Origin of the sequence: Calothrix rhizosoleniae SC01 (assembly GCF_900185595.1) — a bacterium.
Lineage (GTDB): Bacteria > Cyanobacteriota > Cyanobacteriia > Cyanobacteriales > Nostocaceae > Calothrix_A > Calothrix_A rhizosoleniae.
The window spans coordinates 1-23,337 of record NZ_FYBH01000042.1 but is presented as its reverse complement, the minus strand read 5'-3'; the positions used below and the strand labels follow the sequence as shown (position 1 = coordinate 23,337).

The following is a 23,337-nucleotide window of genomic DNA, read 5'->3' as shown; positions in this document are numbered from 1 at the left end:
GCTTGTCATTGGTCATTTGCAAACTACAAATGACCAATTTGCTACACGCAAGTAATAATTAAGTAATAGGTAAGTAGAAAGGCACAAAAAACCAAACTATGTAACTAAAGTAAAGTTGTCCAAAAACCTCTTTCCTTCTGCCTTCTGCCTTATCATTAATTGCATAGTGCTATTCCCATTCATTTTGCTCTACCTGTTTTTCAATTTGAGAAATTGCTAATTTAATCACCGATTGAACTGCTACTTCTTGTTCCTGATTTAATGCTACTTGCAGGGGAGCTAAGACATTTCTATCTCCAATTTTCATTAATGCCAATGCAGCTGCTTTACGGCTTTCCCAATTGGTATGTTGTAGTAAATTGAGGAGACTGGGAATTGCTGGTTGATGAGCCAGATTGCCTAATACTGCTGCGGCTTCACTGCGTACAATTTCAGCAGTATCACTAAGAGCATTTATGAGAATATTGAAGGGTTTGTCCTCTGGTTGTTCTTGAGCAACTTTGGCGATCGCACCTACTATAGCAGCACGAACTTCTGCTGAGTCTGAATCAATTGCTTGATATAAATTATCTTTGACTTCTGCCCCCATAAATGATAATGCCCAAATAGCATGACCTTTTGTAGTGGCTGAATACTCCGGCGATGCTAGCACTCGTAATAATTCTGGCACAGCCACTTCACCAGACCTAGCAAGGGCTCCGGCTGCTGAACCTCTAACAACTGTATCTTCATCGTTTAAGAGTGCTTGGATTAAGGTGGGAACGGCGCTTGGGTGAGCAATAATGGCTAGAGCTTTAGCGCAGGAACGACGTACTACAGGGTTGGGATGATTTGCCAAACCTTCTACTAAAAATGGGGCAGCTGGGTTGCCAATTTCACCAAATGCCTCCACGATACCTAATCTAGCCATTCCCCGTGAATCTGCCAGACTCTCAACCATTTGCTTCATGGTTTGGTGGTCATTGGGGTTAAAGGTTTGCTGTGCTATTTGCTCATTGACTTTGTTTAATAATTCATCAGTTTCTTTCTGAGCCAGCAAGATTGGATCGTCCCCAAATTTAGGTGTTGAGTCGAGCATATTACTCATTGTGAATCACTTAATCCTAATGATTGAGTTTATCAGTTATTAGTTATTAGCGATCAGGTTTTGGGTTATCAATCTCAATATTTTGCCTACTTATCCTGCAAGTGAGCGATCGCGCTGAAGTGGATGGGATTGGGTAAATTCCTCGAATAGCTTGAAAAAACTATCTAAAGCACTGCGTTCGTCTTCGGAGTAAAAAAAAATAATTTTGTCCCAAGATTGGCTGGAAGAGATATTGAATTTGGTTTGAATCCAGGTTTGAAATTCTGTGAATTGTTGTTCTTCCTCAGTTTGGGAAATGCCAAGTTCGCGACGTGCTAGAATGTAGCCTGCTAGACAGGAGCGTAGGTTGCACACAGAAGGTTTACCCAGGTACAAGGAAGGGCGTTTTTGGATTTTGCGAATTAGATCGTATAGACTATTCGTCATATAATATCTCCTGGTTAGAAATCTGTCTCTGTAACCTGAAAGTCACCTCCGAAATCTTGAGCAGCGCAGTAGAGGTTATTAAGCCAAGCTTCCCTGAGGATTCCTTGGGGATGAATGTTATCAAAAATTAGCTCTTCTTGTGCTATTTCAACTGCGATCGCCTCATGTATGCCATTGGTAGAAATATTTTGCTGAAGCATCTCGTGATAGATATTGCAGTAGGATTCTTCGTTGCTGCCTGTGAATAATTGTAGCCGCTTTCCCGCAATGCCCTTTTCTGTTAGGAATGTTTGGATTGTATCGGCACACTGGATACATTCAAACAATGGGAAAGCCTCAGCAATTTCAGAAATCTGCTGGCGCAATTGAGAATGAGTCACAATCCCTAGATAGGTTCATCATAATATATAAACGCGATCGCCATCAGTACACCATAGTGTTAAAACCATAAGTGCATTGTCAGCGATCGCGAAATCTTTCGATAGGAATAACCTTAAGCTTCTTTAGCTATTCACTCCAAAAGAAGGGATAAAGAATACTACACAAGTTCAACAATACTCTGAATTGTACTGCCAGATTTATGAATATTCTGAACGGTGGGAGACATTTGGCTGAAAGTAACTACACATTCCTGCTTACTATACTTTTGTAGCCTTGCTGCACCCTTATTTGCGGCATAAGTAATCTTGAATCGCTTACCCGTATTGTCGTAGGCAGAACCGTTACCCTTGGCTGGAGAATTGATTTTAGTAGCTGAATTGGCAGCTATGGAGGTAATTAACTTGGCACGCTTATCACTGTCATTGGTAGCATAACCACCTAACAAGGTAAACATCCGGTTAAAACCTTCTGTCTTGATTCCATCCTGGGAACGAATGCTACGGGGGTAGGGAACGATATCTTCGCCAAAGTTTTGGACATACTCGTCACTATCGATATAAGAATCGATCTCAGCAGCATATCCCTCTGCATTATATATTGCTACATGCTCAACAATCTCTGACTGATCCTCTGGGGAACGACCCAATAGATGTTTGAAATTCATTTCAATAAAGCGGTACTGAGATGAACCTTCAAAGAAGAGAGATTGATACAAATTGGAGTTAGCAACAATTCTGACAAAGTCCCGAACGGTAATGTCACGATTGCGGAGTTGTGCTTCACCACTGGATAGGCGCTCGCTGTCCATGATATGCTGATTCCCTAGCACCTGTCTGTAAACTGCCTGAATTATGATTTGCAGTTCACTTTCAGTTGCAAAAGGACGTAGCTCTAAGGGAGCCTCTTCGAAAGCATCTAAACCCAGTACTGCTGACCTAGCTAAATTTCCCATTAGTTTTCTCCTAAAACTATAAACATGGATTTTTTATTTGGTTTTGACTCGCTGTCAATATTTTTAACTCTCCTGGGTTAGTGTTGAGTTTGTATACTTAAGATACATATACTACCTCAATACTGGCTCTTGTATAAGTAAAAACACGGGTTTTGCTTATCCTCTTGCCCTAATTCCAGAAGAGCCATAATTTTGAGCAGACACTTTGGGGATTAAGGGAAAACAGTGCTTCCGATCTCGTTATTTGAGCAAGAAATTAACAAAAATTAAAGTAAAGTGAAAAGTAGTAAGGTGGGCATTGCCCACCTTACTTCGTGGCGCAAGATGTGAATAAACCTGCATTGACAAAGGTATGGATAAAAGCTCATTCACAATTTTTCATCTGACAGAAGACCAAGCAATTGCCATCTTAGAAACACCTTCAGATCAATTAGAAGATGCCTCCGATCGCTACATTGCTGCTTCCCGACTGGTAAACTTTCCTAGCGATCGCTCTATCAATGCGTTAATTGCAGCGATACAGAATAATGAACCAGGATTGAATAATCGCATTGTCCGGCGCAAGGCTGTGGAAACCCTAGGTTACTTTAAGGCATCTGTAGCTTTACCCATTATTCGTGCTTGTTTAGGTGATGAGGATACCTATACCATAGAAAATGCAGTCTGGGCGATTGGTGAAATTGGTACCCAGGATGAAAGTATTTTAGAAGAGATTGCCCAACTGCTAGAAAAACCAAAGCTGAACTATCGGGCAATTATCCATACCCTGGCGAAGTTGGAATATAAACCAGCATTAGAGAGAATTCGCAAATTTACCACTTCAGAAGACCAACCCATCTCTAGCGCAGCGATCGCTACTGTCTGCCGATTTACGGGAGATTATACACAAATGAGTCGGGTGGTGGATCTACTCCAACACTCCAGTGTCAATGCTAGGCGGAGTTGTATTCAAGACCTAATTGATGCCAAATACTACCCAGCTATTCCCGAAATAGTCAAGTGCTGCGTTTCTACAGTATTCCGTTTGCGGGGAATTCGGTCGTTAGCACAAGTGGGTATACCTTCAGGGAAAATTACATTTGCGGATGTTGAACCCCATTTAGAGAAAGCAGTTTGGGATCATCCCGATGATTTAGAATTCGTACATGAATACGACCAAACCCCTTCCCTGGAATTTGCCATTAATGAACTTTATGAAACGGACTTTGGACGCTGTTATTTAGCAACAAAGACATTATTGGATGTTTACCCAGATGTTGCTCCAGCAGCACTAATGGCTAACTATGCCGAAAAAGCCTACCATGACTATGGCGCTCACTACCATGTAATTAAGCTATTGGGCTGGTTCAAATATCAACCAGCATATGATTTGTTAGTAGAAGCACTTTATAATCAAGAACCCCAGTTTAAGAAATCTCGAACAGGAGCTGCGATCGCTCTAGGTGAATTAGGAGATAAGCGAGCGATTCCAGTACTACAAGCGAACCTAGAAGAAGCTAATATTTGGCATTTGAAATATGCTTGTTTAATGGCATTGGATAAATTTAGAGTCAAGTGGGCAATGCCCACCCTACATTCTCTTGGCGCGAAGGATAGTGATTTTCTTGTCCAGGCAAAAGCTGCTCTTTTAGAGTAAGGGTAAGGTAGGCATTGCCCACCCTACTGTATCGATATCAACAGGTGAATTTTAAAGTTTTGTGACTTTCTTTTTCATAAACAGGATTTAGTTCACCATCATTGCTTATCTTCATAAATGAACAAAATCACTGACAAATCATTACAAATTGATAGGTCAGATACTGATAACCCTTAATAAGATCAGGAGATTGTGATGCTTGACGCTTTTTCAAGAGCTGTAGCTTCTGCCGATGCTGGTGGTAAGTTTGTTGGCGATGCAGATTTAGGTTCTCTCAAAGCATTTATTGCTGATGGTAACAAGCGCCTTGATGTGGTTAACTTCCTTGCTAGTAATGCTAGCTGTATCGTAACCGACGCAGTTGCTGGTATTGTTTGCGAAAGCCCTGGTTTAACTTCTCCTGGTGGTGGTGTTTTCACCAACCGCAAGATGGCTGCTTGCTTACGTGATGGTGAAATTGTCCTGCGCTACGTTACCTATGCAGTTTTAACAGGTGATGCTTCCGTTCTCAGCGATCGCTGCTTAAATGGTCTGAAGGAAACCTACGCTGCATTAGGTGTTCCTGTAGGTAATGTATCTCGTGCCGTTAGCATTATGAAGGCTGCTTCTGTTGCTTTTGCTACCAATACGGCTTCTCAGCGCAAAATGGAAGTAACTGCACAACCAGGATCTTGTGATTCCTTGGCGACAGAAGTTGCTGGCTACTTCGATGGAGTTATTGCTGCTATTAGGTAACCTCGCCTTTATTTTTTTCAGAGGTTCTATTGCACCTAGTTGTATCAAAATTCATCACGGGAGAAAATTAAGTTATGAAATCAGTTTTGACCACTGTTGTTGCTTCTGCTGATCAAGGAGCTCGCTTCCCCAGCAGCTCTGATCTTGAATCCGTTCAAGGTAGTTTGCAGCGTGCATCTGCTCGTATGGAAGCTGCTGGAAAGTTAGCTGGTAATTTCGACCAAGTTGCTCAAGAAGCAGTTGATGCTATCTATAAAAAGTATCCTAGCGGACAAGGTCGTCCCATTGATGCTGCTGAGCAAAAAGCCAAGTGCAAGCGTGACATTGTTCACTACCTACGTTTAATCAACTACTGTTTAGTTGTTGGTGGTACCGGTCCTCTCGATGAGTGGGGTATTGCTGGTGCTCGTGAAGTTTACAAAGCTTTAGGAATCGGCAGCGATACTTTCGTTTCTGGTTTAAGCTTCATCCGCGATCGCGGTTGTTCTCCTCGTGATATGTCTGCTCAAGCTTTGGCTGAGTACAAAGGCTATCTCGACTATGTAATCAACTCTATGTCCTAATTCTTCGCTGTAAGTAATTTTCAGCAATTTTGACATAGTTCCGTTGACAGGAACTCTAAGTAGGTTGCTTTCTCTGTAAAGACGGAGTTATCTATTTAGGGTTCCTTTGTAATTTATTAGGTATTTTATGCACCACCAACGTGATGAAGTAGGGTGGGCATTGCCCACCCCACCGTGTTCCCCCTGCTTCCTCCGCTCCCCCTATTGGGGTAGTTCATCAGAAAAATCTTGAATCTTATCAAACTTTAACAGACCAGTAGTTGAACCCCAAGCCTTTTCATGGGTTTCTACATCATAGCCAGTATCCCTACTAACCCAAGTGTTTTGGGTAACTTCCACTTCACTCACCAAATAAGTCATAGAGCCATCACGACGGGGAATTAAACACTTATTTCCTGGTTCAACCCCACCAACAAAGGTATCTCCTTTCAGCTTAAAAATAATCGCACAGCCTTGACGTATTTCAATGCAATCAGGAGTAATAGTTGCCAGAATTTCCAAATCTTGTCCCGCACCCGTATGTAAATCCGGGTCTTTCAGAGCATAATTTTCTACCCTAACATCATCTCCTTGAGAAATAATTCGCTGTACGTTTTGATGATGGGGTCTCCAAGGATCGTGATCGTAAATTTGCTCGGAATAAAAACCAATACCGTTGAAAAATTCGTAGGGTAAGGGACGAAAAAAGATGCGAATGTGAGGATTTTTCCGAGGATGTTCTAATGTCTGTTTAATACTGCTGTACTCTCCAGCCAACCAACGAGACAATATAAGAGCATTACTGGTATTTCCTTGTGTTTCCACGTTTGAACTTATCATAGCCAAGAAAATTTATCAGCGAGTGGATGTAATTCTTATGGTTTTTAACTTTTATTAGATCCGTATCAGTGTCATCAGTGTAATCTGCGATCTAATGGCGCATTTTCACCTTTGAGGCTATCATCCGGGTCAAAGAGGTTTTTGCTGTTTCCCGGATGTAGGTATCTGCATTTTCATCCTCAGCAATTTGAGATAGGAGATTTTCAATTTTGTCGTAATCTTCTAAAGTCTTTGGATCATCTTCAGGACCTTTGAGAACATTCAGGGAAACTATTGCTTGAATGGTAGAGAGGCGTAAAGCAATATCGTCAGTATCTAAAGCAGACAGGAGAACTTCCAGCGCCGGTTTACCAATCATCCCCAAGGCGCTAGCAGCTGAAACTTTAATCCCAGAATTGGGGTCATTGAGAGCTTTTTGTAAGGCATCAATTGCTACTTGAGGGTAGGTTTCCCCAGGATAATCTTTGGAAAAGAAGCGGGAAATTTCCGAAAAAGCTTGGACGCAACAGGCTCGAACTTGATGATTATCACTGGTACTCAATTGTTCTGCTAATGAGGGAATTGCTTCTAATCCAATCACTCCCAAAGCTTGAGTTGCCCCGTGGCGATAGGTAGGATTCTCATCTGATAAAATCCCAATTAGCACGGGAATTGTTTCACTAGTTGGTTCTTCAACAATCTGGCTGATGGCTCTTTGTCGTAAAACCGGATTTTTGTTTTTCAGTTGTTGATATATGTCGGTCGTTAACATCTTAATGAATCTGGAGTGAATTACCCTAAGTTCCACTATGCTTCTAAATAAGCATACTTTAATTTGCAAACTTTAGTCTCAAGAGCAGCTTTGAGGTGAGGTATTGCCCACTTGTTCATCTTTCTCATGCTGTGTTTTGTTTATGAAAAACAAATTTATATTTATTAATCAAATTTTTAATAAACCATTGACCTGAATTTACCTATTTGGGTAAAATATACCTTACCAGAAGTGTAACGAGAGAAGGGTATAAATCGAAGGATTTCCCACTTCTATCGAAATGAGCAATTTATGCTGCTTAAATATAGTTTCATTTAGTTACATAATTTAAGCATTTATGTTACAAGACCTTAAAATAAGGGCTAATTTATGAGAGATGGATATCATTAGTTAGCCCATGCCGTAAATTTACTGCTTTGGTTTCTCATGTCTAAACAACAACTGATGGATTTTATTGTAGCTGCTAAAAAGGACCAATCTTTGCGAGCCAAGCTCAAAGATGCCCAGCCTGAAGAAATTATCCGCGTTGCAGAACAAGCAGGATTTAAATTCTCGGAAGAAATTAAGGGGAGATTTAGGAATCGCTGGGCGGGAGTTTATTCTTGTCCTCAAAGGGAAGATATTAACGAGATTTGCCCTGCACTTTGTCCCCCTGGTTTTAACTCATTAGCTGAATACTCTCAGTCAACATGCTCTCCTGATGATAAACAAGAAAAATATGATTTTCGTTCTGGGGTGAAATATAGTTCGTAGGTTGGGCATTGCCCACCTTACTTGACCAAACATGTCTAAGTATCATTAAATAGGGTAATGGTCGGCAGGAAAAATGAACGAAAACATTACCGCTATTGATTCTCCTCAACCAATTGACAATTCCGAAGCTGCGATCGCTGCTTTGAAAAACAGTGACGATAGTGGAATTCGCTATTATGCAGCTTGGTGGTTGGGGAAAAATCGGATTCAGGAAGCTATTTCTCTGTTGTGTGAATGTCTCCAAGACGAGCGAGATATTACAAATTTAGGTGGTTATCCCCTGCGCCGTCAAGCAGCACGTTCATTGGGAATGTTAAAGGATTCCCAGGCAGTCCCACCATTGATTAAAGCCTTAGATTGCTCTGACCCCAAAGTGCAAGAAGTTGTGATTCAGGCATTAAAGGATATTGGTGATATTGCAGCAGTTCCTGCATTAATTAATTTATTGAATGCAGAGAAAGAGGATAAACCTGTAGAAGCCTTAATAGAGGCATTAACAGCATTCAAAGTTTGGCAAGTTCAGGAGCAAATAGAACCTTTTTTACAGCACTCATCTGAAAGGGTAAAATGTGCGGCAGCTCAATATTTTTATGCCCTCACCCTTGAACCTCGTTACCTAGAGATGCTTTTTCAAACTCTCGGTCATGAGAACAGATTTTTGCGATATGCAGCAGCATTCGATCTGGCAGCACTTGGTCAAGTCACAATCGCTCCCGCTATTATTAAAGCACACATTCCGAATAATATTAAATTAGCAACTCTCAAGCGCATCTTGGAATCACTCTTACAAGACAAGGCTGAAATAGAAGTTAAACGGCAAGAGCAAGAAAATTTTTTATTCCAAACAATTGACGAGCTGCTGCTGGATGCCATTGAAGGGAATATTCCCAGGTCGAATACAGTGGAGGCAAATCGGGAAATTGAGAAAATCAAGGAATTGGTGAATCAACCAAATGCAAATTCTCAACAAGTACCTGAAAGCCCTATCTCAGCATTGATTGAAGCCTTAAAATCACCTTATCCCAATGTTAAAGCTGCTGCAATCAAGGGATTAGTCCAATTGGCACCTGTCAGTGTTGATACCATAATTCAGATATTTGAGACTGATGAAGATGGAGACTTGAGGGCTGGACTCATTCAAGTCCTGATACAAATTGGCGATTCAAGAACACTATCCCTGTTAGAAAAGGTAATTGGTTTTGAGGTAGGCGATCATTGTCAAGGGAAGATTCGCCGAGTTGCAGCTCGTGGTTTAGGCAAAATAGGTCGTCAAACTGGCGATGCAGAAATCATATTACAAGCGATCGCAACCCTCAAGGGTGTCTTATCCCAGCCTGATGATTGGGCGCTTCGTTACAGTGCTGCTGCTTCTCTAGAAGAAATTGGCAATAGTGATGCAATTTCAGTCTTGCAAGCAGCATCTGAGCGCGAATCTGATTTGGTTGTCCAAACAAGGATTAAACGAGCTTTAGCATATTTGTAGGGTGGGCATTGCCCACCTTACGATGATATAGATTTGTTTTTGACCGATGTGGGTAGCGATCGCATTTGATATATTTTTGTTGGTAACCATGAACGTAGGGTGGGCATTACCCACCTTATCATTGGGTATTGCCTACGGTTGCTTTAGCTTGAACCAGCCAGTCGTCATCTGATGCACAAATTTTACGCCCCTCTTCATCTCCCAAGCAGTCTAACGCTAGCAAACAAGCATATTTCAATTTCCAAACTTTAGTTTCAAGACAAGCCTTTAAGTGAGGAATTGCTCTGACATCACCAAGATTACCAAGGGAAATTGCTGCTGCTATACGGGATTTGACAAATTTGTCTCCCAGATTAATTAGTGTATCAACTTCCAGATCGTAAGCAGGTGCATATTTCAACCAACCAAATAGCTTAATAATATGGTAGTGAGCGCCATAATCTTCCTGAGCATTTTCGTGAAAAGATTGCTCTAATTCCTTCCCCGCGTCTGGATAAAAATCTAACATTGCCTTGGATGCCAAGTAACAATAGGCAAAGTTAGTATTGTAAAGGTCTTCCAGTACTTTCTCCAGACTCGGCTTACTTGCATATGCATACACCATATTTAACTGGTGGGGATGATCCCAAATTGCCAAATCCAAACTAGACTCAATATCGGGGAATTGGAGTGTTCCAGAAGATACTGCCTCATCGGCTAAAAATCGCATCCCTCGCAGACGCATGGATTGAGAAACGGGAGTAGTCGCAATTTGAGGAATTGCTTGATAGTATTGCAAATCCATCAAATCTTGGATAGCTCCCCGACGAGCATGAATATTCTGAGACTGGAGGAATTGAACGACTCGATTGATTTGGGTACGTTCCCTTGATAATTTACACACAGCAGCGATCGCAGCACAAGCTATGGCAGGATCTTCAGAGTCGGTAAATTTAGCAATCTGATTCACTGCTGGCTTATAGTTGAGTTTAGCCAGTGTCTGAATCATCACTCGATAAACTTGCCCTTCTTTAGCCAGCAATTGAGTAATTTCACTTAGAATCGTCTCGTCTGACGTGCCAATTTCACCAATTGCCCAGACTGTATTTTCCACCATATAGCGATCGCTATCTGCCAAGAAAGGACGCATTACCTCAATTGCACGGTCAACTTTTAAACGTCCCAAGGATTCAACCGCTTTACGTTGCGCCTGACGATTTTCCCGCACCGGATTGGGATCTTGCAGAACTTTAATTAAAGCATTAATGGAGCGTTCCGTAGGAAAGTTAACTAAATGAGCAGCAGCTAGGTAACGATGATACTTTTCTTTCAGTTGTTCTACTGGCATTTCTAACAGTTCAATAGCTTTGTCTTCTGTTAAACCAGGAAATAAATTTAAAAAAGGACTATTCATCTTACGCTTTTGAATTTAACCCAATTTTGTGAACAACTCGACAACGTCAGCCTGATGGAAGTTTTGAGCCATCATCAAAGCAGTACCACCATGCTCATCTTTGAGCGTTAGATCTGCCCCATGTTCTAGTAAAATTTCTACAGTATCAGTATGACCGTGGGCAGCAGCCATCATCACAGCAGTCCAACCTTGCCCATCTTGAGCATTAATATTCGCTCCATGTTGTAACAAAGCTGATACGATTTCTGAATAACCAAATGATGCCGCAGCCTGCAATGCAGTTCCGCCATATTTATCCCAGGTGTTTACATTCGCACCTTGTTCTAATAAAATTTGCAAGGCGACAGTTTCCCCTGACCTTGCAGACCACATTAATGCTGTCCTGCCAAAGAGTTTATCTTGCGATTCTATGTCAATTCCCTGAGCCAGCAAGGTTTTTAGGTTATCAATATCACCACCCTTTGCCGCCTCTATTAGTTCGCTATCCATTCTTTTCAGATAAAACTACTCAGTAGCTCCATGATCTATGAGGAGTTGCTTCATTTCATTTAAGTTAAGTTTGGTGGCATACTTTAACGGAGTATAGTCCCAAATATTTTTAGCATTGACATCAGCTCCCTTGTCCAGCAGCACTTTCACCACTTCCATATGATTGCGAGATACAGAACGCATGAGGGAAGTTGCATCTTCTTTGTCTTTACAATTAACATCAGCTCCTTCTGCCAGTAAGTTAACAACCGCTTCTAGATTGCCTTCCTTACTTGCTAGCAAAAGTGCCTCGTTCAGTTCATTATTAGCAGTCATTCAATTTTAGATTTTGGATTTTGAATATCGTAGGGTGGGCACTGCCCACCTTACTTAAAGGGCACTTAAAGGGCATTGCCAGCTATAGTTCTTCTGTGATGCTGGTAATCTTCCCACCCACTCGATGAATTTGCTGGACTTGGCGAGGCATTTGCTTAAAGTCAGTCACTACTTCCTGCTTACTGAATTTTCTCAATCTAGCAGTGTCAGCAGACACAGAATAACTAATCCGGAAACGCTTACCAGTGTTGTCATAGGCAGCACCATTACCAACCGCAGGGGGTTTGATGGGAGTAGCTGTATTGGCTGCAATAGAAGTAATTAACTTCGCAGAATTATCCCTGTCACTAGTGGCGGGTCCCCGTAACAATGAAAACATACGATTGAAGCTTTCATTCGTGACTCCGGCTTGGGTACGAATGCTGCGAGGATAGGGAACGATATCTTCACCAAAGTTTTCGGTGTACTCGTTGCTATCAATGTAAGAGTCTATCTCAGCTGCATATCCTTGTTCGTAATAAATCCGGACATGCTCATCAATTTCTGCCTGATTTTGGGGAGTGCGACCTAGCAAATGCTTGAAATTCAACTCAATGAAACGGTATTGGGAAGAACCAAGGAAAAATAATGACTGATAAAGCTCGGACTTAGCTACCAGGTTGACAAACTGGCGGACTGTAATATCACCATTCCGGAACAGTGCTTCAGCACTCTCCAGACGCTGTTCTTCCATTATATGCTCGTTGCCTAACACCTGCTTGTAAACTGCCCTAATTACAGTCTGCAAATCATCTTCAGTTCTATTAGGGCGCAGTTCTATGGGCTCTACTTCAAAGGTATCTAGACCAAGGGTCGCCGAGCGATTTAAATTTCCCATTTATTTCTCCTAAAGTAATAAGAATAATTTCACAGAAAGTTGTGTTAAATTTCCCAGCTACAGAAAGCCTGTGTGGATTTATCGTGGTAGCCAGAAAGGTTAGAAAATACTGAATCGTCCAGCCTTCTGCCCTCTAGCTAGAAATTGAGGAGTTAGGAGTGAGGAGTTAGAAGTGAGTAGAGAAAAATCATTTTCATCGGGACTGCCTTCTGCCCTCTGCCTTCTGCTTACAAGTAAATAAATGTCTAAAATTTAGGGAACCCCTAGCCCCGTTACTTAACCTTGACAGGCAAAGGAACATGGCTTGGAATTCCCCCTAGTCAAACAACCATTATTACTTGCCGAACTTTACAGCTATGCCTCTAGGACATAGAGTTGATCAAGTAATCAAGGTAACCTGTTAATTCTGTTGCTGCTTGAGTAGACATGTCACGAGGGGTACAAATGCGATCGCGAACCTTGCTAAATGCAGCAATATAAGCAGCGGTGTTGATACCTAAGGAGCGATAAACTTCGCGAGCTCCAACAATTCCCCACTCATCAAGAGGACCAGTTCCACCCACAACTAGGCAGTAGTTAACTAAACGTAGGTAGGTGGTAACATCACGCATACACTTGTCTTTGCGAACTTGAGGATCTACACCTTTGCTAATTCCCTCAGGAAATTCGCTATAGACAGCATCAACAGCTTCTTTAGCAACTGCTTCGTGATTAGAAGCGAGCTTTTCCGCAGCTTCTAGACGAGCCTCAGCCCGTTGGATATTACCAGCAACAGACTCTAAATCGGAACCGCTAGGATAGCGTCCCGCTAGGTCAGCTGCAGCAATAGCAGTGGTTAATACTGATTTCATAACTCACATTTCTCCTATCTTAATAATTTGTTCGTGTCAAGAACATCAGATTTTTTGAAACTTTCTTTCGGTTTGAGGCTAGTTAATTGCAGCAGCAACTGTATCGAAGTAGCCAGCAACTTCTGTCGCCAAGGAATCACAAGACCCTGGTTGTTCAGTAACGTTCATTTTACGCTTAGAAGCTGTATTGGTAACAAAAGCAACAGCCGCAGCTTTCATAATATTAACGGCGCGGGTAACAGTAGTAGTAGGAACACCCAGTGCGGCGTAGGTTTCCTTCAAACCATTCAAGCAACGATCATTGAGTATGGAAGCATCTCCAGCCAATAATGCGTAGGTAATGTAGCGCAGAATAATATCACCATCACGCAAGCAAGCTGCCATTTTCCGGTTGGTATAGATGCTACCACCTGGTGCAGTGATACTTTCATTTTCACAAACAATACCAGATACTGCATCAGAAACGATACAGCTAGCATTACTGGCGATAAAGTTCACGGCATCAAGACGCTTGTTACCATCAGAAATAAAGCTTCTTAGAGCTGCTAGGTCAGCACCACCAACGAATGCACCTTTGCCATCAGATTGAATTACAGATTTTGAAAAAGCATCAAGCATTTTCTTTCTCCTTAATTAAAGAAATCTCACCATCGTCAACTAATTTCAGTAGCTACAAAACCCACCCCTTATTTAAGAAGGTGAAATCTTACCAGTACCTACTTAAAGTTTTGAAAACCAAAACAATCTTAAGATGTTATAGATACACTTCATCTAATATTTTTAATATAAATTAACAAATCTATGAAATTCATCGCACCTCAAAGGCGATCGCGATTGTGACATCACGATTTGTCTGTTTAAGTTTTGGTTAAGTAAAGAACCTATCTCGACTATGTAATCAGCTCTCTAGTCCCCAGCAATTGTTTGACCAACTTGACAGAAGGTAGAGACAAATATTGTTTACATTGCTTAAATAAAATTAACAGTGATCTCACCATGAAGTTTTGGTAAGGTGGGTATTGCCCACCCTACTTTGGTGTTCCCTAAAAACTACGACTGCGCCACTTATTTAGCTTGTATTCACCGATAGTTGCTAAGGGTCGGGCATCAGCAATCTGTTCCCGTAAATAAGCGATCGCTTTTTCTTGTTCTTCCAGCCGTTGTTGCAAAGATGCGCTCTCTGACTTTTCCAGGGTGGTTGTGCTACTGGTTGCAGTACGTCCATAGGTATCCAAATTACTAAATTTGGCAGCAGCAATACTTGCAAATGGTCTTAACTCAGCTAGTTGTTTTTGTAATGTGGCAATTGTGTCATCTTGCTCGTTAACTTTTTGTTGTAGTGCTGCTTCCGCTTGCTGACGAGCTACAGTAGCCGGATCTGCTTGGGTAGCGTATTCACTCAACTGAGGCTTAGACTTGAACACTTCAGCCAGAATATCACTTACATCCCGGAATGTTTCCTTACCATAAGGACGGTTAATAATTAACGATTTCGTCAACCGAGGAGAGTTACCTTCTGTTAAGTCCTTATCACTGCTAGAAGCACTCCGCAACAATTGGAACATATTGGTAAAGCCCAGCATACTTTGACCATTCTGGGTTTTGTAGCCCCGGTAATAGGGAACTATATTTTCTCCAAAGGCATTTTGGTACTCATCACTGTCTATGTAAGCATCAATATCAGCTTCAAACCCACCTTCATCTAAAACATTACTGTGGTAGCGCATTTCGGCAAAATTATCTGGAGCACGACCGAGTAGGTGCTTGAAGTTGAGTTCCATTGCTCGATAACGATAGCAGTTATCAAAGAAGCGGGAGCGATATAACTCAGATTTAGCAAGCTCACGTACAAACTCACGGACGCTAATGTTCCCCAGTTTTAATTTCGATTCAGATACCACTAACCGCTCGCTTTCCATGATGTGAGCATTACCCAACACCTGGCGATAAATAGCCCGAATTATTGTTTCCACATCTTCTTGTGAACAACCGGGTAATAATTCTACTAGTTCGGTCTCTTTAAACGGTTGATAGCCTTGATAGAATATCTGTGGTGCATTTTCTTCTATTGGTAATAACTCAGGTTCAGGTTTGGAATAGGTTCCTAGTTGGGTTGGTACAATTGCTTCGCGCTTGAGACCTAGAGTTTTGGCAATTAATTGATTCGCATCTGTTAATCTAGCAGCAAATCTCATAGGAGGTTGCCAAGGGGAGGGAGCGCCCTTAACAGGGACAATCTTACTGGGAGTATTCGCCATAATGGAGCGGTTGAGGCGAGAACGATTTTTCATGACTGTATCGCGATCGCTACTACCAGCACCCCGCAATAGTTGGAACATATGGGTAAACCCAACCATTTTTTTGCCTGTTTGGGTTTTATATCCCCGATAATAGGGAGCTATATACTCACCAAATACAGTTGTATATTCATCACCATCGATGTAAGAATCAATCTCGGCTTCGTATCCAGATTCATCTAGAAGCTGGGTATGTGCCAGGATTTCTTCATAGCTTTCGGGAGCGCGACCAAGTAAATGTTTGAAGTTCAATTCAATAAATCTATTACGAGGACAGTTCTCGAAAAACTTGGAGCGATACAGTTCCGATTGAGCTACTTGACGGACAAATTCACGCACGCTAATACTTCCCTGTCTCAATAGGGATTCTGACGAAGTCAAGCGTTCGCTCTCCATCACATGGATATTGCCCAAAACTTGCTTATAGACAGCTCTAATAACAATTTCCAAGTCTTCTTCTGAGGGATTCAACCATAACTGAACTGGATTCGTGTGGTCAAATGAATCAACACCCAATTTTGACTCGGGACTAATGACTGGGTTTACAAAACTACTAACCACTTAAAAAATCTCCTAATTAATTTTGTTGAAAAAAATCTTGAGGCTTGATATGTTTAGGGGATGGTTTTTATGAATGATAAAAAATTGCCATTATTATCATTAAGCTTTACGGCACTTATGTAAGTTAATTTTTGATAACTAGCTTTTATATTGATGTAATTATCTATCCTGAATCGCGGTCGAATCTCGTATGAAAACTACCATATTTAATCCAGTATTGTTTTAGTTGATGACAAGGTGTGTGTAAACTTGCCTTCGCTCTATAAAGCACAACTTGGCGGTGGTTGCCCATCCAAATTTTGTCCACTGCGTCAACTGAGATTAAAGCACCCCCTAAAGTAGTAATGCAATCGGAAAACCTCTCTACAGCAGCATAGTCTACTGTTTCAAAGACAAAAAAATTACCCGAACAAATTAAATGGCGGCTGCGAATCCAACATTGCATCTTTTTTTGAGCTTCTGGCGGCAACATCGCTAATAACATGGTTGCTTCCCACTCATTTTATTTTGAATTGACGATCAATTTTGATTTAGTTCATAATTGGAACTTCATCAGCAAAACTTTGTACTTTTTCAAAGCATAAAGGACCATGCTTAGAACCCCAAACTTGTTCGTGGGTATCGGGATGCATACCTTTATCGAGACTATTCCAGGTTGTCTCAGTGATTTCTACATCACTCACCAAATATGTTGGACATCCTTGCTTTTCAATGACACAGCGATTTCCCGGTTCCACTCCTCCGCGAAACATTTCCCCATCTCGTTGGAAAATCATGGAACAGTGGTAACGCCGCTCAATACTGTCGTGGGTAATTGTTTTGAGAATATCTAACTCACGGGCTGCACCGGCATAAAGTATTGGGTCTTTAAGACTATAGTTTTCGATATAAATTTGATTATCTTGCTCTATTAATCTATGTACTCCTTGGCGATAAGGAGTCCACAAATCGTAGTCATAAACTTGCTCGGAATAAAAACCGATACTATTAAAAAAATCAAAAGGTAAAGGACGAAAAAAAACGTGGATGTGGGCATACAATTGGGGATTAGCAAATGCTTGTTTTTGGTTGCTAAAATCCCCTGCCATCCAATTTGCCAGAATCTTCAAATCACTGGCTTGCAACTGATTGTTGTGGAGCGATATTGTCATGATTTAAATCCTAATTAAATCGCGTCAAAAGCTAGTGATTTGCTAATAATTACTATCTTAAACAATTAGTAGATTAACTGCCACTGCCATTACTTAAAGAGCGAATTTCCGAAGAAAAAGAAGCAGTGACAACACCAGCACCGTTACTGGTTTTAATCAGAGATACTCGACACCGTAAATTGGGATTGACAAACCAAATTTTTTCTTCTGCTGCGGCGCGATCATATGCAGTGAGCAGCACAAAAGTACCATCATCTGTTAAGTGATAGTTACCAGCAGCAGGAACGGTTTCTGCGTATCCTTGATCTCTTAATAATTTACCTTGATTGGGGCGATCGCGATCAGGAATTGGGACTAAAACACAACTTCCTTCCATCACCTCGTCATCATCCCAGTCAGAGTGTCCTTTCCAACTCATTTGAAAAGGACTGGTTGCTGTCTGTGGGTCTACATCATAGGATTTACAAAGTTCAATGACTCTTTGGTCATTTGTAGCTACTGTTACAATGTCGATTGTAGATTCTACTGCTTCAAAGTGACCGAAGGCGAGGTGATGGGCACTGCGCTGCGATCGCCAGCGACCAAGGGATTGGTCAACAAACTGAGTAATATCCATCAATTTTTGTGTTTCTGTTTTGATTGTTTTTTCTGCTTACCAGCAGTTTTTTTTGTAGCCTTCTTGGTTTTGGTAGTTTTTGGTAATTTAACTCCTAAGCCTGGTAACAATTGTATTGTTGTTGTATCTCCACCAATATTCGCTGCATATTCATCACTATCAATCTCGGGGATAATCGGAATTGGTTGATTCTCTGTAGCTTCTGTGTGGGGATGCTCTACAGTTGGGGTTTCAGCATGATGATTTTCTGGTATAGGACTTGACTGATTTTCTGTAGCTTCTGTGTGATGATTCTCTACAGTTGGGGTTTCAGCATGATGATTTTCTGGTATAGGACTTGACTGATTTTCTGTAGTTTCTGTGTGATGATTCTCTACAGTTGGGGTTTCAGGAGTGCTTGTTATTTGGACTGTATTAGTTGGTGATGAGACAGGATTGGCGGGTACATCCACTACTCTTAACTCAGGGGAAGAAACTCCAGAATTAACCTCTCCATAGCTAGGAGATTGGATGGTGACACTTTTGACTTTGCCACCTGCACGGCTAATCCTTTGTAGGGTTTGGGATAGACGGCTGATAGGAACCTTGATCGTATAAGGATTTTTCCGCATCACATTTGATGGAAATACACCCGCTACTTCAATTAATGCAATGCGACTGTTATAGTCGCTCACATTATTAGAGTTAAGAGTAGTAGTCATACCCGACATAAACAATACCTCTTGATGATCTGGTTATCAGTTATCAGTGAGTTCTTGTATCACTGAATAGATATTTATTTTTATTCCTCATCCTTGACCATTAGATGGAGAGTCCACCCTGATGTTGGCAACTTTTCCACCCATACGGTGAATGGTCTGCATTGCTTGAGACATACGGTTAAAAGGTACTTTCATCTCATAGTTACTGGTCTTCATTACATCCTGACGACACAATCCTGTAATTTCGATTACAACATTGCGATCGCTATAATCGCTAAACTTAGGAAGTCCAGTAGTTGTCATGCCTGCCATATCACAAAACCTCAATAATTAGTAGTAAAGTTTGATAAATGATTAACCAAGTTTAGTTGATACTTGCATATCAACAATTTGGAGAGAAGAAAAAAAGTGTGTATTTGAAATTAATGCTGTAGTTTCTAGTAATTAGCTACTAACTAAAATTTGCACTCTAGATAACAACTAATTACTAAAAACTAATTGTTGAAAGGTAATTTCAGATTAGATATTTGATTTACCTATCCACTATTTTGCCGATAGTAAAACCAATACACCAATCCCGTTCTTACTTAATAGCTAGTTGCCTCAGTAATACTGAGAATTTTACCACCAGTTTTCTGGATGTTTTTAATTTTTTGAGACATCTGGTTATATCCCACATCAAAGGTTTGTTTACTTTGAGTAACGCGGGGACCATGACTGGCTTGAGCCACAGTAATACGGTAACGTTTGCCTGTATTATCTTTAGCACCAGAACCACCAGCAGGAGCAGCAATCTTGGTGGGTAAATTACCACCTACATCACTAATCAATTTTGCCTGTTTACCAGCATCATTGGCGGCAAATCCGCGACTTAAGACAAAGGTGCGGTTAAAACCTACAGTTTTGATACCTGGTTGGCTACTATTACCACGGGTATAGGGAGCAATATATTCTCCAAAATTAGAGATATACTCTTCACTATCAATATAAGAATTGATTTCAGCTTCGTAACCTTGAGTAATGCAGATCTGCACGTGTTCAGAGATTTCCGTCTGATCCTGGGGAGCACGTCCCAAAAGGTGCTTAAAGTTCAACTCAATGAAACGGTAAGCAGAAGAAGGTTCAAAAAACAAGGAGCGATATAGTTCAGATTGAGCTACTAGTTTGACAAAACCTCTTACAGAAATACTACCATTCCGCAGTAAAGCTTCAGCACTAGTTAAACGTTGGCTTTCCATCAGATGTTGGTTTCCCAGCACCTGTTTGTAAACAGTCCGAACAATTGCCTGTAAGTCTTCCTCTGTCCCATTAGGACGCAATTCTAAGGGATCGTTATCGGCTATCCAAAGTGCCATGCATATACCTCCTACAATTAGATTTGATAGTTTGTTAAGATTCCCATCGGCAATCAACTTTGAGCCTAGTTAGTTGTATTGACTCACTTCAGTAATGCTGGTGATTTTGCCACCATTTTTAATGATGTTTTGCACCTGCTGGGACATCTGATTGTAGTCAACAATGTACTCCAATTTGCTAAACCGATTCAATCTAGCAGTTGCAGCAGATGTGGCAGTTGTAATCCGGTAGCGTTTACCTGTATTATCAATAGCACCAGAACCACTTGCAGGTGCAGTAATCTTGGTATCTAAGTTACCAGCTACATCACTAATTAATTTTGCCTGATTTCCAATATCATTGGCAGCAAATCCGCGAGTCAAGACAAAAGTGCGGTTGAAGCTGACATTCTTGACACCTGGTTGGGTGCGATTACCACGAGCATAAGGAACTATGTTTTCCCCAAAATTAGATAGATATTCTTCACTATCAATGTAAGAATCTATTTCCGCTTCGTAGCCTCCATCGTTATAAGTTGCTACATGCTCGGAAATTTCACTTTGGTCTTGAGGAGCACGACCTAACAGGTGCTTAAAGTTTAACTCAATGAAACGGTAGGGGGAAGAATTATCAAAACATCTGGAGCGGTATAGATCTGATTTTGCTACCAGTCTGACAAAACCTCTGACGGTAATATCACCATTCCGCAGGTAGGACTCTCCACTAGCCAGACGTTGGCTATCCATTACATGGGCATTACCCAACACCTGTTTATATACTGCCCTAATTACTGCTTGTACGTCATCTTCTGTAGCATTGGGAAGTAATTCTACAATTTCAGCATCAGCGACCCAAAGAGCCATAGTAACTTCTCCTATGTCAAGTGAATTTTGTTGTTTGTTAACTAAACTTTTTCAATTGCTCCCATCTTTAAAGTTAGATGACAGAGCTGCAATCGTGAAGTGAAAATTCACAATTTTGTAGAGACACAATAGGAAGTACTACCCCCCCATTACATCTCTACAATTTGAGAGAGTATGGGTTTACACCACCTCTGTGATGCTGACAATTTTGCCAGATGTGCGATTAATTCGCTGGATTTGTGAAGTCATATTGCTGCCAGAAACAATATATTCTGTACTGCTACGACGACGGGGACTGTCAAATTTAGAACCCGTAACCAAAATTTTGAAGGTTTTTTCTGTAGCCACATAAGCACCTGGGCATTTACCTGATGTGGGAGGCTTAATACCAGTAGTACTGTTGGTAGCAACGGCATATACAAGCTGAGAACCTTTAACAGCACTGCTAACTTGAGCATAGCCTCTGTCAACAGCAAACATCCGGTTGTAAGCTACTTGCTTTTGACCAACTTGGGTTGTTTCACCGCAATAGTAGGGAACGATGTTTTCACCAAAGCTAGCTTGGTACTCATCGCTATCAACGTAGGAATCTATTTCTGCTTCATATCCTTCTTCAATGCAGCGAACGATATGCTCGGAAATCTCCTCTTGGGATTGGGGAGCGCGACCGAGGAAATGCATGAAATTCAATTCTACGAAGCGGTAAGGAGCACACTTTTCAAAGTACCGACTACGGTAAAAGTCTGACTTACCTACTTGTCGCACAAAATCGCGGACTGTGATGCTGCGATCGCATAATTGGGACTCAGCAGTTACCAAACGCTCGCTTTCCATCACATGGGGGTTACCCAAAACGTTTCTGTAAACTGCCCGAATAGCGTTCTGTGCATCTTCCACAGAACTAGTAGGCCATAATTCGTAGATATCTTGGCTTGCCATTAAAGTCTCCTAAATTTGTCAATCTCCTAAATTTTTCGATGGGGACAGATGATGAGTCATTACCTAGTATTCAGCCAAGGCAACACAGGTTAAATTAGACGGCAGGAAAATAGATTTTTTCTTCCCCTGCTCCCTCTGCTTCCCCTGCTTCCCCTGTTCTCCTAGTTCACAGGGGTAATACTGGCAATCACACCACCTTGCTTGTGAATCCGCTTGTATTGTTCGGAGAGCTTGTCAAAAGGTACTAGGAACACTTGGTTAGAACGGCGGAATTTGGAGACTCGATTTACCGCATTTGATTTATAACCAGTAACTTCAACCCGGAATACCTTACCTTCTGCACTAGCTCCCACACCATGACGGGTTCTAGAACCAAGGGGAGGATTGCGGAATGATGCACCATCACTAGCAGGTGAAACTACTGGTGTTGGTGTTTGATTAATTACCAAGCTGTTTAATTTAGGTTGTTTGCCAGCTAAATCACCCTTCAAGCTGCTGGTGGAAGCACCGCGCACCATTTGGAAGAGGTGGGTAAATTGCACCATACTTTCACAAGCTTCGGTTTTGTAGCCGCGAATGTAAGGTACGAAGTCTTCACCAAAGGCGTTTTGATATTCGTCGCTATCTAGATAGGAGTCTATATCAGCTTCAAATCCTTTTGTATCGAGGATAGTGCTGTGTGCCCGCATTTCTTCCAAATCGTATGGGGTACGCCCCAGCAGATGGCGGAAATTCAGTTCGATCGCCCGATAGCGAGCGCAACTAGTGAAAAAGCGAGAACGATATAAATCAGATTTTGCTACCACCCGCACAAAGTCACGGACGCTCAATTCACCGCGCTTAAATTGGGATTCGGGGACAGAAAGCCTTTCACTTTCCATCACATAGGCATTGCCCAAAACTTGGCGGTAAACTGCGTTGATGATGGTTTCTAGGTCTTCTGGTGAGCTACCAGGAACCCATTCCACCGGTGGGGTTTCGTCAAATCGGCTTACGCCTAGGCGTGAAGCTGGTCCAAAAACCATTAATGGAATCTCCTGTTTCAAAACAAAAGCTGAAAAGGAATATCGCTACACTTTACAGAACTTAATAATTGTTTGTGTAAACAAACAAAAACATGTCCTGATTCATCCCAGGTCTTGCTGCTAAAGACCTAAAATGATGGGAGCAGAATATCCCCTAAGGTTCTTACACCTTGCTCAATCTTAATCTTCATACAAACTAGGAGCGAGAATTATCAAGAATTATGAACTTAGTTTACGTATCTTAATTTTGAGTACTGGTATAAAATTTCAGGTTACAAAAGTTCACTCGAAGGGATTATGTAGGGGTACGGGCAAGTAATAAGTAACAAGTAATAAGT

The 23,337-nt window shown here is 41.4% G+C and carries 27 protein-coding genes; 5 read left to right on the top strand and 22 right to left on the bottom strand.

All coding sequences use genetic code 11. The annotated features are described in order from the left end of the window. Nucleotides 1–169 precede the first annotated feature (169 nt). The 4 genes from CALSC_RS02330 to CALSC_RS02315 all read right to left on the bottom strand — a co-directional run bounded on the left by CALSC_RS02330 (nucleotide 170) and on the right by CALSC_RS02315 (nucleotide 2,846). The gene (locus tag CALSC_RS02330; RefSeq protein WP_235006648.1) at nucleotides 170–1,078 is read right to left on the bottom strand and encodes a HEAT repeat domain-containing protein; all 909 of its coding nucleotides are present in this window, start codon (nucleotides 1,076–1,078) and stop codon (nucleotides 170–172) included. Nucleotides 1,079–1,177: 99 nt separating this feature from the next. Beyond that, a complete protein-coding gene (locus CALSC_RS02325; protein WP_088239813.1) occupies nucleotides 1,178–1,513 on the bottom strand; it encodes a hypothetical protein in 336 nt (111 codons plus the stop codon). A 14-nt stretch (nucleotides 1,514–1,527) separates the two neighbouring features. Continuing rightward, the gene (locus CALSC_RS02320; protein WP_088239812.1) at nucleotides 1,528–1,893 is read right to left on the bottom strand and encodes a papain fold toxin domain-containing protein; all 366 of its coding nucleotides are present in this window, start codon (nucleotides 1,891–1,893) and stop codon (nucleotides 1,528–1,530) included. A 158-nt stretch (nucleotides 1,894–2,051) separates the two neighbouring features. Then, nucleotides 2,052–2,846 (bottom strand): phycobilisome rod-core linker polypeptide, encoded by a 795-nt coding sequence (locus CALSC_RS02315; protein ID WP_088239811.1) that lies wholly within the window; start codon nucleotides 2,844–2,846, stop codon nucleotides 2,052–2,054. A gap of 352 nt (nucleotides 2,847–3,198) precedes the next feature. On the opposite strand from CALSC_RS02315, the gene CALSC_RS02310 reads away from it, so the two are divergent. The 3 genes from CALSC_RS02310 to CALSC_RS02300 all read left to right on the top strand — a co-directional run bounded on the left by CALSC_RS02310 (nucleotide 3,199) and on the right by CALSC_RS02300 (nucleotide 5,780). Beyond that, on the top strand, nucleotides 3,199–4,482 hold the full coding sequence (locus CALSC_RS02310; RefSeq protein WP_088239810.1) for a HEAT repeat domain-containing protein: 1,284 nt from the start codon (nucleotides 3,199–3,201) through the stop codon (nucleotides 4,480–4,482). A 195-nt stretch (nucleotides 4,483–4,677) separates the two neighbouring features. Continuing rightward, nucleotides 4,678–5,217, top strand: coding sequence for a globin family protein (locus CALSC_RS02305; RefSeq protein ID WP_088239809.1), 540 nt, complete (start codon nucleotides 4,678–4,680; stop codon nucleotides 5,215–5,217). Between the two features lie 74 nt (nucleotides 5,218–5,291). Further along, complete coding sequence (locus CALSC_RS02300; RefSeq protein ID WP_088239808.1) at nucleotides 5,292–5,780, top strand: globin family protein; 489 nt, start codon at nucleotides 5,292–5,294, stop codon at nucleotides 5,778–5,780. Nucleotides 5,781–5,981: 201 nt separating this feature from the next. Here the strand turns inward: CALSC_RS02300 and CALSC_RS02295 are convergent, their stop codons facing one another. Continuing rightward, nucleotides 5,982–6,599 (bottom strand): chromophore lyase CpcT/CpeT, encoded by a 618-nt coding sequence (locus CALSC_RS02295; protein WP_088239807.1) that lies wholly within the window; start codon nucleotides 6,597–6,599, stop codon nucleotides 5,982–5,984. Between the two features lie 91 nt (nucleotides 6,600–6,690). Continuing rightward, on the bottom strand, nucleotides 6,691–7,350 hold the full coding sequence (locus CALSC_RS02290) for a HEAT repeat domain-containing protein (RefSeq protein ID WP_088239806.1): 660 nt from the start codon (nucleotides 7,348–7,350) through the stop codon (nucleotides 6,691–6,693). A gap of 426 nt (nucleotides 7,351–7,776) precedes the next feature. Here CALSC_RS02290 and CALSC_RS02285 point away from each other — a divergent pair, with 426 nt between their 5' ends. Both CALSC_RS02285 and CALSC_RS02280 read left to right on the top strand, forming a co-directional pair. Next, nucleotides 7,777–8,103 carry a Nif11-like leader peptide family natural product precursor gene (locus CALSC_RS02285; protein WP_088239805.1) on the top strand — a complete coding sequence of 109 codons (327 nt, stop codon included), beginning with the start codon at nucleotides 7,777–7,779 and terminating at the stop codon, nucleotides 8,101–8,103. Between the two features lie 73 nt (nucleotides 8,104–8,176). Beyond that, entirely contained in the window at nucleotides 8,177–9,586 is a 1,410-nt protein-coding gene (locus CALSC_RS02280; RefSeq protein ID WP_235006647.1) for a HEAT repeat domain-containing protein, read from the top strand. A gap of 118 nt (nucleotides 9,587–9,704) precedes the next feature. Here CALSC_RS02280 and CALSC_RS02275 read toward each other — a convergent pair whose 3' ends face one another. The 16 genes from CALSC_RS02275 to CALSC_RS02195 form a co-directional block, all read right to left on the bottom strand. Next, nucleotides 9,705–10,979: a HEAT repeat domain-containing protein gene (locus tag CALSC_RS02275; RefSeq protein WP_088239804.1), complete on the bottom strand. Its 1,275-nt coding sequence runs from the start codon at nucleotides 10,977–10,979 to the stop codon at nucleotides 9,705–9,707. A gap of 15 nt (nucleotides 10,980–10,994) precedes the next feature. Beyond that, nucleotides 10,995–11,468, bottom strand: coding sequence for an ankyrin repeat domain-containing protein (locus CALSC_RS02270; RefSeq protein WP_088239803.1), 474 nt, complete (start codon nucleotides 11,466–11,468; stop codon nucleotides 10,995–10,997). Between the two features lie 15 nt (nucleotides 11,469–11,483). Beyond that, nucleotides 11,484–11,783, bottom strand: coding sequence for an ankyrin repeat domain-containing protein (locus CALSC_RS02265; protein WP_088239802.1), 300 nt, complete (start codon nucleotides 11,781–11,783; stop codon nucleotides 11,484–11,486). Nucleotides 11,784–11,865: 82 nt separating this feature from the next. Further along, nucleotides 11,866–12,660, bottom strand: a complete 795-nt coding sequence (locus tag CALSC_RS02260) for a phycobilisome rod-core linker polypeptide (protein ID WP_088239801.1) — start codon at nucleotides 12,658–12,660, stop codon at nucleotides 11,866–11,868. A gap of 362 nt (nucleotides 12,661–13,022) precedes the next feature. Then, nucleotides 13,023–13,511 (bottom strand): globin family protein, encoded by a 489-nt coding sequence (locus tag CALSC_RS02255; RefSeq protein ID WP_088239800.1) that lies wholly within the window; start codon nucleotides 13,509–13,511, stop codon nucleotides 13,023–13,025. A 78-nt stretch (nucleotides 13,512–13,589) separates the two neighbouring features. After that, a complete protein-coding gene (locus CALSC_RS02250) occupies nucleotides 13,590–14,129 on the bottom strand; it encodes a globin family protein (RefSeq protein ID WP_088239799.1) in 540 nt (179 codons plus the stop codon). 425 nt (nucleotides 14,130–14,554) lie between these two features. Then, complete coding sequence (locus CALSC_RS27230) at nucleotides 14,555–16,369, bottom strand: phycobilisome rod-core linker polypeptide (protein WP_235006646.1); 1,815 nt, start codon at nucleotides 16,367–16,369, stop codon at nucleotides 14,555–14,557. A 163-nt stretch (nucleotides 16,370–16,532) separates the two neighbouring features. Then, complete coding sequence (locus tag CALSC_RS02235; RefSeq protein ID WP_235006645.1) at nucleotides 16,533–16,853, bottom strand: CpeR family transcriptional regulator; 321 nt, start codon at nucleotides 16,851–16,853, stop codon at nucleotides 16,533–16,535. A gap of 46 nt (nucleotides 16,854–16,899) precedes the next feature. After that, entirely contained in the window at nucleotides 16,900–17,520 is a 621-nt protein-coding gene (locus CALSC_RS02230) for a chromophore lyase CpcT/CpeT (protein ID WP_088239798.1), read from the bottom strand. 73 nt (nucleotides 17,521–17,593) lie between these two features. Beyond that, on the bottom strand, nucleotides 17,594–18,136 hold the full coding sequence (locus tag CALSC_RS02225; RefSeq protein WP_088239797.1) for a phycobiliprotein lyase: 543 nt from the start codon (nucleotides 18,134–18,136) through the stop codon (nucleotides 17,594–17,596). Further along, nucleotides 18,136–18,846 carry a phycobilisome linker polypeptide gene (locus CALSC_RS02220; protein ID WP_088239796.1) on the bottom strand — a complete coding sequence of 237 codons (711 nt, stop codon included), beginning with the start codon at nucleotides 18,844–18,846 and terminating at the stop codon, nucleotides 18,136–18,138. Before CALSC_RS02220 ends, CALSC_RS02225 begins: the two co-directional genes overlap by 1 nt. Before the next feature lie 78 nt (nucleotides 18,847–18,924). After that, nucleotides 18,925–19,149 (bottom strand): phycobilisome linker polypeptide, encoded by a 225-nt coding sequence (locus CALSC_RS02215; protein WP_088239795.1) that lies wholly within the window; start codon nucleotides 19,147–19,149, stop codon nucleotides 18,925–18,927. A 275-nt stretch (nucleotides 19,150–19,424) separates the two neighbouring features. Beyond that, the gene (locus CALSC_RS02210; protein WP_088239794.1) at nucleotides 19,425–20,192 is read right to left on the bottom strand and encodes a phycobilisome rod-core linker polypeptide; all 768 of its coding nucleotides are present in this window, start codon (nucleotides 20,190–20,192) and stop codon (nucleotides 19,425–19,427) included. Between the two features lie 69 nt (nucleotides 20,193–20,261). Then, nucleotides 20,262–21,035, bottom strand: a complete 774-nt coding sequence (locus CALSC_RS02205; RefSeq protein WP_088239793.1) for a phycobilisome rod-core linker polypeptide — start codon at nucleotides 21,033–21,035, stop codon at nucleotides 20,262–20,264. 180 nt (nucleotides 21,036–21,215) lie between these two features. Continuing rightward, nucleotides 21,216–21,974, bottom strand: a complete 759-nt coding sequence (locus CALSC_RS02200; protein WP_088239792.1) for a phycobilisome rod-core linker polypeptide — start codon at nucleotides 21,972–21,974, stop codon at nucleotides 21,216–21,218. A gap of 161 nt (nucleotides 21,975–22,135) precedes the next feature. Then, nucleotides 22,136–22,999 (bottom strand): phycobilisome linker polypeptide, encoded by an 864-nt coding sequence (locus tag CALSC_RS02195; protein WP_088239791.1) that lies wholly within the window; start codon nucleotides 22,997–22,999, stop codon nucleotides 22,136–22,138. Nucleotides 23,000–23,337: the final 338 nt, after the last annotated feature.

What these genes read in the sequence shown, in the direction of transcription:
- CALSC_RS02330 (WP_235006648.1), bottom strand. Translation starts at nt 1,078, where the DNA reads ATGCTCGACTCAACACCTAAATTTGGGGACGATCCAATCTTGCTGGCT.
- CALSC_RS02325 (WP_088239813.1), bottom strand. Translation starts at nt 1,513, where the DNA reads ATGACGAATAGTCTATACGATCTAATTCGCAAAATCCAAAAACGCCCT.
- CALSC_RS02315 (WP_088239811.1), bottom strand. Translation starts at nt 2,846, where the DNA reads ATGGGAAATTTAGCTAGGTCAGCAGTACTGGGTTTAGATGCTTTCGAA.
- CALSC_RS02310 (WP_088239810.1), top strand. Translation starts at nt 3,199, where the DNA reads ATGGATAAAAGCTCATTCACAATTTTTCATCTGACAGAAGACCAAGCA.
- CALSC_RS02305 (WP_088239809.1), top strand. Translation starts at nt 4,678, where the DNA reads ATGCTTGACGCTTTTTCAAGAGCTGTAGCTTCTGCCGATGCTGGTGGT.
- CALSC_RS02300 (WP_088239808.1), top strand. Translation starts at nt 5,292, where the DNA reads ATGAAATCAGTTTTGACCACTGTTGTTGCTTCTGCTGATCAAGGAGCT.
- CALSC_RS02295 (WP_088239807.1), bottom strand. Translation starts at nt 6,599, where the DNA reads ATGATAAGTTCAAACGTGGAAACACAAGGAAATACCAGTAATGCTCTT.
- CALSC_RS02290 (WP_088239806.1), bottom strand. Translation starts at nt 7,350, where the DNA reads ATGTTAACGACCGACATATATCAACAACTGAAAAACAAAAATCCGGTT.
- CALSC_RS02285 (WP_088239805.1), top strand. Translation starts at nt 7,777, where the DNA reads ATGTCTAAACAACAACTGATGGATTTTATTGTAGCTGCTAAAAAGGAC.
- CALSC_RS02280 (WP_235006647.1), top strand. Translation starts at nt 8,177, where the DNA reads ATGAACGAAAACATTACCGCTATTGATTCTCCTCAACCAATTGACAAT.
- CALSC_RS02275 (WP_088239804.1), bottom strand. Translation starts at nt 10,979, where the DNA reads ATGAATAGTCCTTTTTTAAATTTATTTCCTGGTTTAACAGAAGACAAA.
- CALSC_RS02270 (WP_088239803.1), bottom strand. Translation starts at nt 11,468, where the DNA reads ATGGATAGCGAACTAATAGAGGCGGCAAAGGGTGGTGATATTGATAAC.
- CALSC_RS02265 (WP_088239802.1), bottom strand. Translation starts at nt 11,783, where the DNA reads ATGACTGCTAATAATGAACTGAACGAGGCACTTTTGCTAGCAAGTAAG.
- CALSC_RS02260 (WP_088239801.1), bottom strand. Translation starts at nt 12,660, where the DNA reads ATGGGAAATTTAAATCGCTCGGCGACCCTTGGTCTAGATACCTTTGAA.
- CALSC_RS02255 (WP_088239800.1), bottom strand. Translation starts at nt 13,511, where the DNA reads ATGAAATCAGTATTAACCACTGCTATTGCTGCAGCTGACCTAGCGGGA.
- CALSC_RS02250 (WP_088239799.1), bottom strand. Translation starts at nt 14,129, where the DNA reads ATGCTTGATGCTTTTTCAAAATCTGTAATTCAATCTGATGGCAAAGGT.
- CALSC_RS02235 (WP_235006645.1), bottom strand. Translation starts at nt 16,853, where the DNA reads ATGTTATTAGCGATGTTGCCGCCAGAAGCTCAAAAAAAGATGCAATGT.
- CALSC_RS02230 (WP_088239798.1), bottom strand. Translation starts at nt 17,520, where the DNA reads ATGACAATATCGCTCCACAACAATCAGTTGCAAGCCAGTGATTTGAAG.
- CALSC_RS02225 (WP_088239797.1), bottom strand. Translation starts at nt 18,136, where the DNA reads ATGGATATTACTCAGTTTGTTGACCAATCCCTTGGTCGCTGGCGATCG.
- CALSC_RS02220 (WP_088239796.1), bottom strand. Translation starts at nt 18,846, where the DNA reads ATGTCGGGTATGACTACTACTCTTAACTCTAATAATGTGAGCGACTAT.
- CALSC_RS02215 (WP_088239795.1), bottom strand. Translation starts at nt 19,149, where the DNA reads ATGGCAGGCATGACAACTACTGGACTTCCTAAGTTTAGCGATTATAGC.
- CALSC_RS02210 (WP_088239794.1), bottom strand. Translation starts at nt 20,192, where the DNA reads ATGGCACTTTGGATAGCCGATAACGATCCCTTAGAATTGCGTCCTAAT.
- CALSC_RS02205 (WP_088239793.1), bottom strand. Translation starts at nt 21,035, where the DNA reads ATGGCTCTTTGGGTCGCTGATGCTGAAATTGTAGAATTACTTCCCAAT.
- CALSC_RS02200 (WP_088239792.1), bottom strand. Translation starts at nt 21,974, where the DNA reads ATGGCAAGCCAAGATATCTACGAATTATGGCCTACTAGTTCTGTGGAA.
- CALSC_RS02195 (WP_088239791.1), bottom strand. Translation starts at nt 22,999, where the DNA reads ATGGTTTTTGGACCAGCTTCACGCCTAGGCGTAAGCCGATTTGACGAA.